This window comes from Microcoleus sp. PH2017_28_MFU_U_A (assembly GCF_020738035.1).
GTDB lineage: Bacteria > Cyanobacteriota > Cyanobacteriia > Cyanobacteriales > Microcoleaceae > Microcoleus.
The window spans coordinates 56,860-72,561 of record NZ_JAEQCX010000037.1 but is presented as its reverse complement, the minus strand read 5'-3'; the positions used below and the strand labels follow the sequence as shown (position 1 = coordinate 72,561).

Here is a 15,702-nt window from a genome sequence, read left to right as displayed (position 1 = left end):
TAAGTGCTCGACTTTAGTGGTGGCAATATCAAAATTTTAGACTAGACTTGAATTGCAGTCATTCACAAACAATCTTGAAATTATCTGTATCGCTTACCAGTTTCTCTGTAAATCAAACCATGCAAAAGCTCTCAAATTTATCTGTGGTGTAAATCTCAAATCAACTTGCTGACCAAGAATTTCTTGATGGTACAAGCCCACGGATTTATCCGTGGAATTAATCCCAAATCGAAAATCTAAAATCCTCTCTTCCCCGGAATTTATCCGTGGGGTCAATCTAAAATCTAAAATCTAAAATCTAAAATCGATTGACTGGGGTGGTAAGGTAGTGAAACTGGCAAAAAAGCGAAACCAAACAACTATTTTTTGCCTTGGATAAGTAAATATTCAACAAAAAAAATGGCAAATAAATTTATGAAGAAACCTGTGATTGTTTGTATAGATGACGAGCCTGATGTTTTGGAAAGCTTAAAGATTGAGCTCAAAAAGGCGATCGGCGATCAGTGCATTATTGAAACGGCAGAAGGTGGAGAAGATGCTTTGGAATTGCTAGCAGATTTGCGGGCTGAGGAGCATGAAATAGCTTTGGTGCTTTCCGATTACATCATGCCGGATATTAAAGGGGACGAGCTGCTCAAACAAATTCACGAACAATCGCCCGATACCCTGACAATTATGCTGACGGGACAAGCCGATTTACAAGCTCTGAGCAACAGCATCAAGTATGCTAAGTTGTACAGATACATCCAGAAACCTTGGCAGGATGAAGATTTACAAATAACAGTGGTAGAAGCAGTACACAGTTATTTGCAAGACCAAAAATTAACAATTGAAACTATCAAGCGACAACAAGCCAACGAGGAGTTAAAGAGAGTCAATGCGGAGTTAGAGGTGGTAAACGCAGACTTGAAGCTAGCCAACGAGGAATTATCTGCGAGTGAAAGTCGGCTGAATCAATTTTTAGGAGCTTTGCCGGTGGGGGTATCTGTTTACAATCCCGATGGCTCGATCGCGTATTTGAATCATGCAGCGCAGGAATTGCTTGATTCACAAACTGTCCTCGCGAGGGCTGCCCAAACATGGCGTGGAATGGATCAATTTTATAACGGCGAGAGCGATCGCCTATATTTTCCTGAAAATTTTCCGATTTTACGGGCGCTGAGAGGGGAATCTGTCAAAGTTGATGATGTTGAAATCACTCAATACGGTTTGATAATTACTTTAGAGGTAACTGCTACGCCAATTTTTGACAGCAGCGGAAATGTTGTTTTTGCGATCGCAGCTATTCAAGACATCAGCGAGCGCAAAGAAGCAGAAAGAGTCCTAGCAAATTACCAGCGTACCTTAGAAGCTGAAATTGTGGAACGCACAGAACAACTGCAACAGGCTGCATTAGCTGCCCAAGCAGCAAACAGAGCGAAAAGTACGTTTCTCGCCAACATGAGCCACGAGTTGCGTACCCCCCTCAATGCCATACTCGGTTTTACTCAAATCGTCGAATCTAGCCCAAATCTAACAGCAGAAGACCGAGACAATATCAAAGTTATTCACCGCAGCGGCGAACACTTGCTGACTTTAATCAATCAAGCTTTAGACTTGGCAAAAATCGAAGCGGGCCGGATGATTGTTTTTCCGACAAACTTCAATCTCTACGACTTGCTTGACGAAATGGAAGATATGTTTCAACTACGAGCGAAAACTCAAGGTTTGCAGTTAGTTTTTCAGCGAAATACAGATGTTCCGCAGTACGTGCGAACTGATGAGGTAAAACTGCGCCAAGTGCTAATCAATCTCCTCAGTAATGCCATGAAATTTACCAGAGTTGGCGGGGTATCTGTAAGAGTGAGGTCTCTTAGGCAAGGCAGTTCGGCAGGGACAGATGTAGGGGATGTCATGGATGTAACAGATAGAAGTAATAGAGAAGAAGCAAGAGGAAATGATTCAGAAGGCGAAATTGTCATTGCCGGTGAAAATCCTACAAATTTAGATGGTTCGACAAGTTACAGTCTGCCTGAGAGTGAAAATTTGACGGAGAATAATTTAGATTTGTCTGGTTCGTTGTTTCTGCAATTTGAAGTAGAAGATACAGGAAGTGGCATTTCTCCCGAAGAATTGGGCAAGGTTTTTCAAGCCTTCGTGCAAACAGAATCCGGTCAAAAAGCTCAAAAAGGGACGGGTTTAGGCTTGACGATCAGCAGCCAATTTGTACGGCTAATGGGCGGCAATATTACTGTGGAAAGCGAGCAAAATCGAGGTACGATTTTTAGATTTGAGATTGAAGTTGATGCAGTTGATGCCGCTTCGATTCCTACCCCGGAAATCAGCAGCCTGGTGATGGGAGTGGAACCAGATGGGCCATCCTACCGGATTTTAGTTGTGGACGATCGCAAAGACAACCGCCAACTTTTAGTTAAAATGCTTTCTCCCTTGGGTTTTGCAGTGAAACAGGCTAGCAACGGCCGTGAAGCGGTAGAAATCTGGGAAAACTGGCAGCCGCACTTAATCTTGATGGATTTGCAAATGCCGGTGATGGATGGCTGCGAAGCGACGATGGAAATTAGACTCAGGATACAGCAGAGACAGTCCAAGCAAGCAATGGGGGAGGAAATCAACGTCTCTGGTGTCGAACCTCTGATTCCGAAGATTATTGCTTTGACAGCTAGTACCATTGAAGGGAGGCGATCGTTTGCTTTATTCGTCGGCTGCGACGATTTTATTAACAAACCCTTCCGCAAAAATGATATCTTTGATACCCTTCACAAACATTTAGGGGTGAAGTATCTATACTCTAACTCAACGGATTTGATGTCAGCGGGCGATCGCCACAATCTATCTGACTCCCAGTCTAATGATGCGCTTGCTTATTTACCCATACTTCCCGCACAATGGATAGATCACATGAGGCAGGTAATCCGCAGTGCTGATTTTGACTTAATTGGGATAACAATCGAGGAAATAAGGGATGCTCATCCTGAATTTGCCGAAATCCTCCAGGGTCATCTCGGTAATTTTGATTACCAGAAAATTCTCAATTTAGTTGCCGAGGCGGAGGAATCTGATCGTGGAGATGAAGGCGGAACAAACTGAAAACTATCAAGCAGATATTTTAGTAGTTGACGATACGCCAGACAATCTGCGTTTGTTGATTAGAATCTTGCAAAAAAATGGCTATAAAGTTAGACCTGTTACTAATGGTTTTTCGGCTATAGATGCAATTCAGTCTAGCGTCCCAGATTTGATTTTGCTGGATATTATGATGCCGGATATTAACGGTTATGAATTATGTCAAAAACTAAAAGTACAACCGCAATTTAGCGAAATTCCCATCATTTTTATCAGCGCGTTAGAAGAAGGAATAGATAAGGCAAAAGCTTTTGAAGTAGGCGGAGCAGATTATATCACAAAACCTTTTCAGGTTAAAGAAGTATTGGCGCGAGTGAGCAATCAACTGACCGTGCGTTCTTTGCAAATGCAACTGCAAGAAAAAAATCAAAAATTGACCGATCAAAATGTCCAGTTGCACCAGGAAATTGCCGATCGCCGTCAGGTTGAAATGGAAACAAGATTGCTGCTGGAGGCAACTCAAGCTATTAGCAAATCTGACGATTTTGAGTCGGCTATAGATGTGATTTTAGGTTTAATTTGTCAAACTATTGAATGGAATCTGGGCGAAGCTTGGATTCCTAACAGTGACGGCGTTTTAAGATGTGCTAGAGGCAGGTACGTCAGCGATTTGAGTTTTGCCCAATTCAGACAGACAAGTTGGCAGCTAACTTTTGCTCCTGGTGCGGGACTCCCAGGGAGGATTTGGCAGTCGCAGCAGTCCGAATGGATCGAGGATGTTTCTACTGCACCGGAACAAGTGTTTCTGCGATCGGAAATTGCGGTAAATGTGGGATTGAGAGCGGCTTTTGGTTTGCCAATTTTGGCGGACAACCAAGTGTTAGCTATTTTGATTTTTTATCGCGAAAAAGTTCTGGAATCTCAGCCGCGTTTGCTGGAATTGGTGAGTGCGGTTGCTACGCAGCTCGGTTCGCTGATTCAGCGGAAACAAGCTGAAGCAGCGCTGAAATTGCAGCAAAAGCAAACAGAGAAATTGCTGCTGAATATTTTGCCTAAACCTATTGCTGAGCGCTTGCAAAAAGAGCAAAAGCTGATCGCGGATCATTTTGATGAGGTGACGGTATTGTTTGCTGATTTGGTTGGTTTTACAGAGTTTTCGGCTCACAAAAGTCCGACGCAGTTGGTAGAAATTTTGAACGGGATTTTCTCGGAGTTCGATCGGTTGTCTGAGTTGCACGGGTTGGAAAAGATTAAGACGATTGGGGATGCTTACATGGTGGTTGGGGGTTTGCCGACGGCGCGCCCGGATCACTCTGAGGCGATCGCACTTTTAGCTTTGGATATGCAGGTAGCTTTGAGAAAGTTTAATCTCAAAATTGGAGAAGGTTTTCAATTGCGGATCGGAATTCACAGCGGTTCGGTGGTGGCGGGAATTATTGGGATTAGCAAATTTAGCTATGATTTGTGGGGAGATACTGTGAATGTTGCTTCGCGGATGGAGTCGAACGGATTGCCGGGTAAAATTCAAGTGACGGCGAAGACTTACGAGCGTTTGAAAGAGCAGTTTATTTTTGAAGAACGGGGGCCTATCACGGTTAAAGGTAAAGGAACAATGCTGACTTACTGGTTGCTCGAAGAACAAACTCAATCTATTTAGGTTTGAGATGTCAATTTCAATTAATATTAAAATTAGATCTAAATCGCACTTTCTGGAGGACTCATCCTTTGCAAACAGTTGAAACAAAATCGCCGACAGCATTGAAAAGAGTCCTAGTTGTTTTAATATCGCTGGTAGCTGTAGCGGTACTGGCGATCGCAACTTTTACCCTAATTCCCGGAGAAAAAACCATGTTTGCTGGAAAAAGACCTACTAATATCGGCATTGTATCAGGAAAACTGGCAGCGTGTCCTGCTTCCCCCAACTGCGTCAGCAGCTTCAGTCAAGATGCCGAGCACCAAATTGAGCCTTTGGCTTACACTTCGTCGCCTGCTGAGGCTATGGCTAAGCTCAAAGGGGCGATCGAGTCCTCGGGCAAAACTAAAATTATCACCGCAACCGATAATTACCTGTATGCGGAGTTCACCAGTGCTTTGATGGGCTTTGTGGATGATGTGGAATTTTTGGTAGATGATGGGGCAAAGGTGATTCACGTGCGATCGGCTTCGCGTCTGGGACAGTCGGATTTAGGAGTTAACCGCAAACGCATAGAAATTATCAGAGCTCAACTAAATCCACTCTAAACTTAAAATTTCTAGCTTTCCTGAAGCCTCTCTCCTGCAAGATGAGCCAGGGGAGTTTTATTTTCTGAAAAATGAATTTAAGACTACAGGTACGTAGTTGGGCTTTAGCCCTCTTTATCTATACGTCTAAAGAGGGCTAAAGCCCAACTACGTACCTAATTTTTATTTGGTTCCTCGCAATGACACTAGCCCTAACTGAACCGTATTGTGACTCAATCAGGTATTGAATAGCTGAGCGCGCTAGCACCGACACCGCGCTGTATTCCTATAGTATTAAACGCCCTAAATTGAGCAGTTCAGACTTTAGGGAGAGGGAAGTTAAGCCATTAATTTCTACTATTAATTTAAGTAGAGCGACGAGGAAAAAACACATGGCACTTCAAAGAATTGCAGATTTTGAGCCTAATTATAAGGAAGAAATATTTGCTGGAGACGACATCAAAGGATTTGATGTTTATGCCGGCGACTCTGACGAAAAAGTAGGCACTGTTTATGACGCATTGGTTGATGAAACTGGCCGTTTTCGCTATCTGGTAGTTGATACCGGCATTTGGATTTTTGGTAAAAAAGTATTGCTGCCGATCGGTTCGGCCCGCTTCGACTACGGAGCCCATCGCGTCTACGCCACAGGCCTTCGCAGCAAAGCTCAAGCAGAACAATTGCCGGCTTACAATGAAATGGAACCCCTAGATTACGATCGCGAAGAACAGGTGAGAGGCGTTTACCGCACTCAAGGTACTGCGGCAAGCACTGCAACTCCTGCTAGCTACGATCGCAGCAGCTACAGCTACGATATCGATCGCCCCCTCTACGAAACCAACGAACAGAACCACCAAAATCTCAAGCTTTATGAAGAACGCTTGATTGCCAACAAAAACCGCGCCAAAACAGGTGAAGTAGCAGTTGGTAAGCGGGTGGAAACTGAAACAGCAAGAGCTTCAGTACCCATTGAAAAAGAACGAGTCGTAATCGAGCGAGTCACACCAGTCGAAGCTGGTAGAGTAGTTTCAGTCGGCGAGGCTGACTTCCAATCAGGGGAAGTTGCACGCATCGAAGTCTACGAAGAAACGGCCGACATTCACAAGGAAGCCTACGTGCGCGAAGAAGTCAACGTCAGAAAAGAAGTTGTTCGCAGCACGGTTGACGGGGAAGAAACCTTGCGCCGTGAAGAATTAGACATTCAGACTGACGGAACTCCGGTTGTAGATAATAAAACTATCTAAACCAACCGCAGGAAGTCTTGAATAGGAATTACGCATTAATCACATAATTCTCTCACCGCACAGGTTTGAATTTGGCGATCGCGCAATTCCTAGATGACGCAATACGCTTCAGTTAAGCCCGATTCCCCCTTAAGAAGGGGGGGAAAAGAGTATTCTTCAAGTCCCCCTTTTTAAGGGGGATTTAGGGGGATCTCCGAGGACTCAACAGTTTTAACCCAAGCGTATTCCTATATAACGGCGGGTGGAGTGCGAAACTTGCCGGTTTTGGCCAAAGTTTATGCACTTTCCCCGCCTTTACCAGAAAGAATTGGTTGAAAGCCCCAAGCTTTTTCGGGAGAAATTAAAATCAGACTATTCATTACTCCAATCCTCTGACTTCTAGGTAGAGGTCGGTTTCCTTCGGTCAACTGTCAACTGTCAACTGTCAACTGTCAACTGTTGAACAATTCGCCCCAATTCATAATAAAAATCCCTAAGCAGGAAAGTTTTAAAAATGAACGGTCAAGCATCAGCCGAAAAAGTAGCCACAGCCAAATCAAATACCCGTCTCAACCGGGTGCCGGAAAAAGTCAGGACTAAGCTAAAAAGTTTTACAGTAAAAGACAACCAAGGTCACTTGGTAGGCAAAATCAAAGATGTCTATTTCGATCCTAACGGTCAGCTAAACTTTGTGGTATCAGGGCTAGGTCGCGAAAACCCCCGCATTTTTTTAGTAAGTATCAAGCTGCTCAAAAAAGTAGATTATCATCAAAAGACTCTGTTTGTAAGTATTAAGTCCGATGCAGTCGATCTGCTGCCCGGAATTGGGGGAACGGCAGAGTATGAGTATTTAGGAAAATCCTCAGAACAGCTTGATGAAGTGAGCAATAGCGAGTCAACTAATCCCTCAACAGTTATGTCAAATCTAACAGATGCCGATCGCCAAAATGAACATTTAGAGACCGATGAGGATGACGAAAACTTGGATATTGTCGATCGAGAAGTAATTCGCCTGCTAGAAGAACGATTGGTAATCAATCGCAGCAAGCGCAAAGTCGGCGAAGTCATAGTCCGCAAAGAAATTGAGACTCGGATGGTACAAGTGCCGATCCAGTGGGAAAAGTTGATTGTCGAACAAGTCGGCGACGATCCGAAGGTTTTGGCAGAGATAGATTTGGGCGAGGGAAACATCACCGGTATAGATTTGGCAGAGATTAAGAGCGATCGCCAGGAACCGACAGTTAAGGCAGAATTTACGTCTGTGCAGAAAGCTAGCAAGATCTTAAATGCGATCGCCTCTCAACCCCGCCACGGTTGCGTCAAAGTCCGCCTAGAAATAGTTTTGGAAGACAAGCAACTTGAGGATACGTACCAAAAATGGATGACGGAAAGCCACTCAGATAAGTGAGGTACGTTGTTGGGCTTAAGCCCTCTTATACTTATCGTGTAGTAAACGGGGTCGCATCAAAAACTCCATTTACAGTCATACCTCATCTTTCGTTATAAATGTTATATATAAAGAGCGCTCAAGCGCAACTACGTACCTATTGTCTTAAGCAAACGGTATTGTCTTATATATAGCCTTTCTCAAAAAGATGAGGTATGACTGACAGCTTACATAACCCTTAAACGTATAGGGCCTTCTTCCCAACAACGTCCGCGAATCTTTCGCTTGATCCGCTATATATATGCAAGAGCGCTGAAGCGCAACTACGTACCTATTGAAAAATTTCATCGGGTTCACAAATATCTCTACTCTAATATCCGCCGGAACTCTGCAAACCCCCCTGGTCTGGATTTTTTAATTTTGAGCGATCGGCAAATCGACAAAATCTTACCAAATTGCGGTAAAATTGTGCTAGTCAAATTTAGAAATATTTGAAAATGCCCAGCACCATCTCCGACATTAATGTAAAAACGATCGCAGGCGCAGACAAGCAGCTAGGAGAGTACACTGGCCAGGTACTCTTGATAGTTAACGTAGCTTCCAAATGCGGCTATACACCTCAATACAAAGGACTCGAAGAATTGAGCCAGAAGTACGGCGCCGCCGGACTCCGCGTTTTAGGATTTCCCTGCAACGACTTCGGAGCTCAAGAACCCGGAAGCAACGCAGAAATCGTCAATTTCTGCACTACAAAATACGGTGTCAGCTTTGAATTATTTGACAAAGTAAGCGCTAAAGGCAGCCAGCAGCACCCGCTGTACGCTAAGCTTACGAATGCAGTCGATCCCAAAGGTGAGGTTTCCTGGAATTTTGAAAAATTCTTAGTTAGCAAACAGGGTGAAGTGGTTGCCAGATTCCGCAGCAGCGTGGGCCCAGATTCGCCGGAATTGATCGCTGCGATCGATCGAGAATTGGCAAAATAAGCAGTTCGCCAACGGATTTTTTAACCGATGTAACGGATGGATGTTTAGTTATTGTAGGGTGCGTCAGGGCTAAATGTTTTGCATACAGACTAACAATTTTCTCCCTGATACCAATTTTTTATGAGGCTGCTCCCGAATCTGATCCCCCCTAACCCCCCTTAATAAGGGGGGGACTGGAATCTTCTCAAAGTCCCCCTTCTTAAGGGGGATTTAGGGGGATCGGAATATGTGCAACTTCACATTAAATTGGTATGACGCACCCTACGGTTAATTAGCTTGTTTTTTCTTCTCTTCCTCATTGTTGAGAAGCAATCAACAATTAACAAATACCGGTGATTGGATTTAATTGGAGAACGTTTTAATTTAATGGAAAATACATCGGGATTAGATTTAGCCGTAGGTTTACTGGCGTTCGCGATTCTGGGAGGCGGGCTGGCCATGCTATTTGTAGGTATGGCATCGTTCCCTAAAGAAAAGTAACAATAATTGAGATTAAGTCCTCACGATCAAACTTTAAATGGGTTCGTAGTGAGGACTTCAGTCCTTATAGAACCCATTTGACATCTTTGAGTTTTTGGGTTTGGTGACTAGAAATATAGACAGAAACCAGTTTCTGAGATTTACGCTAATGTCGAGAAACCGGGTTTCTACGAGTTTTTGGGTTGGGTGACGAGAAATATAGAGAGAAACCCGGTTTCTCAGATTTACGCAAAATAGATCTCAAATGGGTTCTATAGAAATCTGAGGACTGAAGTCCGAACGATCGAACTCTGAGGAAATTTAACATCATCCAATTTTAACAGTAGCAATTGACAACCATGCAAACTACCGAAAGCACCGTCAAAATTGCCTTGGCGCCGGGGAACTTGCGCCGGGTTCACCATATCGCTTTAAACGTGCGCGATATGAAAGCTTCCTGCCACTTCTACGGTACAATTCTCGGCTTACACGAACTCACAGGTGCAGAAATTCCCGCAAGTTTAACCGAAATGGTGGCTGCTGGTAAAGTCGCTAATTTCATCACTCCAGACGGGACTGTGATTGACTTATTTTGGCAGCCAGATTTGGAACCGCCAAACCCAGATCCCCAAAAGGCTTTTACTCGCGCTAACCACTTGGCCTTTGACATCGATCGCGATTTGTTCGATCGCGCTCTGGAAGTGCTAAAGTCTAATGAAATTGCGATCGACAGTGGCCCGGTCACGCGCGCTACAGGACGCGGCATTTACTTTTACGATCCCGACGGATTTATCATCGAAATCCGCTGCGATCCTGCTTAAATATTTGCCAGCAGGACGATCGGTGCGGATTGCTCAGAGCGCGAGCGAGAAGATCGATCGCACTCGGTACTTTTTTAAATTTGTGCAAATCCCTGATCTGGCAGTTGATTTTCTCCCACCGCAATTTCGAGTTGAGCCAGCAGCGGAGGCAAACTCTTCTTTGCTTCTAAATATGGTGCTAGAAAATCGCGGCGCTTCGTCAACCCGTAACCCCGAATGCCCGTTTCCGCATCCACCACAGTGGTTAACAAGCGGTTGGTTCCGTGAAGTATTTCCTTATGAGTATCTGCTCGCTTTCTTATCTGTATTGCACTATCCCGGAGTCCTGCAATTGCGATCAGCGAAGCAAACAGACAAATCACGGGGATAGCAACGATGACTGTTCCCCGCTGGCGAATTGGTCGGTCTGTCCATACAAAGTGGACGAAGCGATCGAGCAAATACTTCACGGATATTGTGAGGAGAAAGTTTGCTGCCAGTATATCGCTTTTTGGCAATTTATGCTATGGAACAGCTTGTTTTTTTTATGTTTGGCGATCGCCCGGGCGTAACCGTAGAAACTAGATTATGCCCCGGCGATGGCTAGCTACTGACAGTGACAGAAGATTTTTTAGCAAGGTTTTTAAGCCCAAGCAAGGAGAAGGAAAAGCGTTTTTTCGGCAGCGAGATAGCAGGCACAGCAGAAACACTTGTTTCTACTTTACTTTCCTGTTCGCTTTCGGCTTTGGGTTTCAAACTAGAGTCTGTTTCGCAAACATTCTGAACTGCTGGAACTACAGTCCATTTGCCTGTAGTGGGATCGCGATAAGAAGTGAAAGGATTTATTTTTAGCGGTTGACTGCAAGGTTTAATCATCTCGATGCACTCCTTTAATTTTGAGAACTTGTGCACTGCTGTCGGTGGCATTGCTATCTCGGCAGTAGAGGCCGCAGTTTGAAGGTTCAAGGGAGAAGGCAAAAAGCCGAATTGTGTTTCTGGGTTCTTATGCCTTTGATAATTCCTGATTTCCTGTTAACTTTTGCCTTCTACTGGTTAGCGACGATAGCATTACTTTTACCAAATTGCCTTTGTATAAGCAATACCCCCACCCCCCCCCTGTGGCAGGTTGAGGTGCGGATTTTAAATGCAGGAAGGCGCTATATTCTGGTTGTGGCACAAGTTTGGGATAATAAAAGTATTCTAGGCTGGGAAAAAATGCGACTGTGTGATCGGCAACAGAGGTCGATCGCGATCGGTATCACAATTAACAGGGAATTGGTTATTGGTTATTGGTTATTGGTTGTTGGTTATTGGTTGTTGGTTATTGGTTGTTGGTTGTTGGTTATTGGTTATTGGTTATTGGTTGTTGGTTATTGGTTATTGGTTGTTGGTTATTGGTTGTTGGTTATTGGTTGTTGGTTATTGGTTGTTGGTTATTGGTTGTTAGTAATGGCGAATTATTGCATCTTTTACCCATCCGTTAAATCTGTTAAATCCCCATCGCATGGGGAGCATCTCAGTTTTGCAAGAAACATTTTTTATCTTTCGTGCTGTCCCCGCACAGCAAAGCTTATACACGCACGCGAGCGGGGACGCTCGCACTATAAATAATGCAAAACTGAGATGCTCTCCATCGCGTGCTCGTTGCCTTCTTCCTTCTCCCTTCTCCCTTCTCCCTTCTCCCTTCCTTCTTTCTTCTTTCTTCTTTCTTCTTCCTTATGACCAATGACAACTGTCAACTGTCAACTGTCAACTGTCAACTGTCAACTGTCAACTGTCAACTGTCAACTGTCAACTGTCAACTGTCAACTGACAACTGTCAACTGTCAACTGTCAACTGTCAACTGTCAACTTTGACCTTTAATTGAACAATAAAAGTAGAGCCAACACCTAACTGACTCTCAAGAGTGATATCGCCGCCCATCATCTGGCAAAACAAGCGGCTAATCGCCAATCCCAAACCAGTGCCTCCGTACTTGCGAGTAGTCGAAGCATCCCCTTGCATAAAAGGTTGAAACAAACCCTGCTGCTGTTGTTCAGACATTCCAATCCCCGTATCAGATACCTGCAAATAAACCCAATCGCTATCGCCTGCTGGCTCGCGAGTGGCGCCCAGCAGCACCGTTCCACCTTCGGTAAACTTGAGGGCATTTGAGAGCAAATTAAACAAAATTTGCCTGACTTTAGTTAAATCTGCATACATTACTCCCAAATTTGGAGAGCAAGAAACTTCTAATTGATTGTGATTTTTTTCAACTAAAGGGTGCAAAGTTGCAACAACTTCTTCTATTAAATTGCCGAGGTCAAATTCTTCTAAGTAAACCTCCATCCGACCGGCTTCTATCTTAGAAAGGTCGAGAATATCGTTAATTAAAGTCAGCAAGTGTTTGCCGGCGTTACGAATTTTTTGGGTATCGGGGATGAAGTCATCGAGTCCGGAGTCCAGTGCTTCTTCTTCTAGCATTTCGCTGTAACCGATAATGGCGTTGAGCGGCGTTCGCAGTTCGTGGCTCATATTGGCTAAAAAAGTGCTTTTAGCTCTGGAAGCTGCTTCTGCTTTGTGTAAGGCTTCTTGCAAGGCGATTTCGGCTCTTTTACGATCGGCAATTTCGCTGCGGAGCAGTTGATTGGTGGCGGTGATTTGAGCGGTGCGCTGATCGACGGTCATTTCTAGCTGCGCTTTGGCTTTGGAGAGTGCTTCCTGAGCTCGCTGGCGTTCAAATCCTTCGATCGCCAGCGCGACTAAATTTGCTAAAGAATCGGCGAAGGTGCGCTCCTCCAGAGCCCACTGGCGGGGCGCGCCGATATGTTCTAGAGAGAGGATGCCCACGATCTGGCCGCCGAGCCTAATTGCTACATTTAAGATCGATGAATTTGGCTTGCTCTTATTCGGCAGCACACCGGAATGTTCGGCGATCGATGATAAGTGGCACAAGTTTGTTTCGATCGAGTTTTGAGTGTGCGGCGCCGGTTCTAAACCATTGTCTTCAGCTAGATTTTCGCCCGGCGCGTCGTTTTCTATATCTAAAATTGAAAATTTTAAATCGCTTGCTGATATGCACTGGCGGCTCAAATGATGCTCGTGAGTGCGATCGTACAAGTCGAGACAAACTAATTTGAGGTTGGGGATTTTAAATTGAGAATGATTGACTGACTCGTTATCGTTTCGGGGGGCCGCCTCTGTATCGAGAGATTCTTTTTGGTTGCGGGCGATCGCTCTGTGGGTAAAATTTAGCTGAGGATCGATCGGGTAGCCAGTTCCCAATCTGTCGTGGTTGTAAAGCCAGACGCTGACTTTTTCCACCTCCAAAGTGCGCGCAGCAGCCTCAGTAATTTCGCGAATTCCCACAGTCAGCGCACCGCTGTTGAGAGTCCTCTGCCGCCCTAGCTGCAACAGGGCCAGACTCTGCCGCCGGAGCCGCTTTTCGCTCTCTTGGAGAATGTTTTCTGCTTGCTTGCGCTGAGTGAGATCGTACAAGGCGCACAATGCCGTCGGCTGACTCTTAAACTGGAGGGACTGAACCGAGAGAATTGCCCAGAAAGGGGTTCCGTCTGATTTTTTGCAGTGGAGTTCGTAGTTTTGCAGGTATCCGTCTTGGGCGAGGGCTTCGAGTACCTTTGGGCGATCGGCGGGGTTGAGGTAAAAGTCTGGGGTACAGCAGCCGATCAATTCTTCTAGGGGTATGTTTAGCAGAGAAGCCAATTGAGCGTTTGCATACAAAATTAAGCCGTCCGAGAGACGAGAAACCAATACCGGAACGGGAGTTGCCGAGGCGATCGCCCGAAACTGCTGTTCGCTTTCGCGCACGGCCAACTGAGCTTGAGAGAGCAAGTGAGCTTCCATCGTATCCGAATGTTGGGTGGTAGTCTCCAGCAAGATTTCTAGATCGGACTTTTCGCGTTTCAAGTTTTCTAGTTCCGCACTCAGTCGCTGAACGTCCAAAAGTAGCTGTTCTCTCGATGGTTCTTCCTGCATAGCAATTGAAAATTGGTAATTTTTAGTCTGAGAGGGAAGTTTTTTACAGTTTGGTGCTAACTTAACTATGACTTATTCGCATTAACTTCAGGTGCTCTCATCCTGGTTCCCCAAGGCGGGATAGGTGAACACCTTTACCTTGTGCGATTTACCGAAAATCTGGGTTTAAAGCCCCGTCATAAGCTTGACGGCTTTACAAAGTTTTGTGAACTTGCGGAAAACCAACGGTAGAATGCGGGTTCTGGGTTCCAGTATCTGTGAAATATTAACGGTAGAATGAGGCTTTGGGTCGCTGCTCAAAAAACAGTCCGGGGTATTGATATAGGCAAGTGTAATATAAGATAGGAGGTAAGACAATGCTAGTTTTTGAGTTCAAAACATATGGGAAATCCAGTCAGTTCGCGGCAGTAGATGAAGCAATTCGTACTGCCAAATTCATTCGCAATAGTTGTATACGCTATTGGATGGATAATCAAAAGGTTGGTCAGAACGATCTACAAAAATACTGCGCTGTACTGGCTAAAGAATTCCCATTTGCTTCAGAACTCAACTCAATGGCTAGACAAGCTAGCGCAGAGAGAGCATGGTCTTCTATCTCCCGATTCTACGATAACTGTAAACGGAAAGTTACGGGTAAAAAAGGGTTTCCACAATTTCAGAAAGATTGTCGTTCTGTTGAATACAAGACATCTGGTTGGCAACTTGCTTCGGACAGAAAATCCATAACTTTTAGTGACAAAAAAGGAATTGGAAGGTTAAAACTGAAAGGGACGCGGGATCTAAACTTCTATCAAATTAGCCAGATTAAACGGGTGAGATTGGTAAAAAGGGCGGATGGTATATACGTTCAGTTCTGTATTGATTTTAACCGAACGGAGAATACAAAACCAACCGGAAATACCATAGGTCTAGACGTTGGTTTAAAGGAATACTACACCGACTCTAACGGATTGATGGTTGGAAATCCTAAGTTCCTCCTCCGGAGTGAAAAAGTTCTTAAACGTTCAGGGCGACGTGTCTCTAGAAAGGCAAAAAATTCAAAAAATAGAGGCAAGGCTAGACAGATTCTAGGTAAGCGACACCTCAAAATAAGTAGGCAACGTAAAGACCACGCTGTAAAGTTAGCGCGGTGCGTAGTTCAGTCCAACGACTTGATAGCTTACGTAGGCGCTTCGCCGTGCCGAAGGCAGATTTGAGAATCAAAAACATGGTGAAGAATCACTGTCTGGCTAAGTCTATTAACGACGCATCTTGGTATCAATTTCGTGTCTGGCTTGAATACTTTGGCAAAGTATTTGAGAGGGTAACGGTGGCGGTAAGTCCGCAATATACCAGCCAAGAATGCTCCCTTTGCGGTGTAATTGTGAAGAAAACGCTATCTACTAGGACGCACGTCTGTAAGTGCGGTTGTGTAATGGATAGAGACGAAAACGCAGCTAGAATCATCCTGAGTCGAGGATTAGGTACGGTAGGGCATACCGGAACCTTTGCACTTGATGCAAGCAACGCTTTAGGAGATGAAGCCTCTACTCTTGTTGGAGAAATCCTGCTCGAGCAAGCTACATCGTAGATTAAAGAATCCCGCGGTACG

General features: G+C 44.7%; 11 protein-coding genes and 1 pseudogene. 9 read left to right on the top strand and 3 right to left on the bottom strand.

From position 1 onward, the window contains the following. Positions 1 to 414: 414 nt before the first annotated feature. From JGK14_RS07640 to JGK14_RS07610, 7 genes are all read left to right on the top strand, one after another. The gene (locus JGK14_RS07640) at positions 415 to 3,087 is read left to right on the top strand and encodes a response regulator (RefSeq protein ID WP_442921437.1); all 2,673 of its coding nucleotides are present in this window, start codon (positions 415 to 417) and stop codon (positions 3,085 to 3,087) included. Beyond that, positions 3,062 to 4,720, top strand: coding sequence for an adenylate/guanylate cyclase domain-containing protein (locus tag JGK14_RS07635; protein WP_293181216.1), 1,659 nt, complete (start codon positions 3,062 to 3,064; stop codon positions 4,718 to 4,720). The genes JGK14_RS07640 and JGK14_RS07635 overlap by 26 nt, the downstream gene beginning before the upstream one ends. A 68-nt stretch (positions 4,721 to 4,788) precedes the next feature. Continuing rightward, on the top strand, positions 4,789 to 5,304 hold the full coding sequence (locus JGK14_RS07630) for a DUF1499 domain-containing protein (protein ID WP_293225020.1): 516 nt from the start codon (positions 4,789 to 4,791) through the stop codon (positions 5,302 to 5,304). Positions 5,305 to 5,675: 371 nt separating this feature from the next. Continuing rightward, positions 5,676 to 6,527, top strand: a complete 852-nt coding sequence (locus tag JGK14_RS07625) for a DUF2382 domain-containing protein (RefSeq protein ID WP_325314919.1) — start codon at positions 5,676 to 5,678, stop codon at positions 6,525 to 6,527. Between the two features lie 493 nt (positions 6,528 to 7,020). Then, positions 7,021 to 7,914 (top strand): DUF2382 domain-containing protein, encoded by an 894-nt coding sequence (locus JGK14_RS07620; protein WP_293181225.1) that lies wholly within the window; start codon positions 7,021 to 7,023, stop codon positions 7,912 to 7,914. Positions 7,915 to 8,390: 476 nt separating this feature from the next. After that, positions 8,391 to 8,876, top strand: a complete 486-nt coding sequence (locus JGK14_RS07615) for a glutathione peroxidase (protein ID WP_293197127.1) — start codon at positions 8,391 to 8,393, stop codon at positions 8,874 to 8,876. 818 nt (positions 8,877 to 9,694) lie between these two features. Further along, positions 9,695 to 10,156 carry a VOC family protein gene (locus JGK14_RS07610; RefSeq protein WP_293181234.1) on the top strand — a complete coding sequence of 154 codons (462 nt, stop codon included), beginning with the start codon at positions 9,695 to 9,697 and terminating at the stop codon, positions 10,154 to 10,156. Positions 10,157 to 10,230: 74 nt separating this feature from the next. Here JGK14_RS07610 and JGK14_RS07605 read toward each other — a convergent pair whose 3' ends face one another. Then, positions 10,231 to 10,653, bottom strand: coding sequence for a CHASE3 domain-containing protein (locus JGK14_RS07605; RefSeq protein WP_293192293.1), 423 nt, complete (start codon positions 10,651 to 10,653; stop codon positions 10,231 to 10,233). An 85-nt stretch (positions 10,654 to 10,738) separates the two neighbouring features. Further along, on the bottom strand, positions 10,739 to 11,011 hold the full coding sequence (locus JGK14_RS07600; protein WP_293239261.1) for a hypothetical protein: 273 nt from the start codon (positions 11,009 to 11,011) through the stop codon (positions 10,739 to 10,741). A gap of 129 nt (positions 11,012 to 11,140) precedes the next feature. Between JGK14_RS07600 and JGK14_RS07595 the strand changes: the two genes are divergently transcribed. Next, positions 11,141 to 11,746 carry a hypothetical protein gene (locus JGK14_RS07595; RefSeq protein WP_325314918.1) on the top strand — a complete coding sequence of 202 codons (606 nt, stop codon included), beginning with the start codon at positions 11,141 to 11,143 and terminating at the stop codon, positions 11,744 to 11,746. A 229-nt stretch (positions 11,747 to 11,975) separates the two neighbouring features. Here the strand turns inward: JGK14_RS07595 and JGK14_RS07590 are convergent, their stop codons facing one another. Next, entirely contained in the window at positions 11,976 to 14,111 is a 2,136-nt protein-coding gene (locus JGK14_RS07590) for a sensor histidine kinase (RefSeq protein WP_293192290.1), read from the bottom strand. 356 nt (positions 14,112 to 14,467) lie between these two features. On the opposite strand from JGK14_RS07590, the pseudogene JGK14_RS07585 reads away from it, so the two are divergent. Next, a pseudogene (locus tag JGK14_RS07585) lies at positions 14,468 to 15,681 on the top strand (RNA-guided endonuclease InsQ/TnpB family protein). Positions 15,682 to 15,702 lie beyond the last annotated feature (21 nt).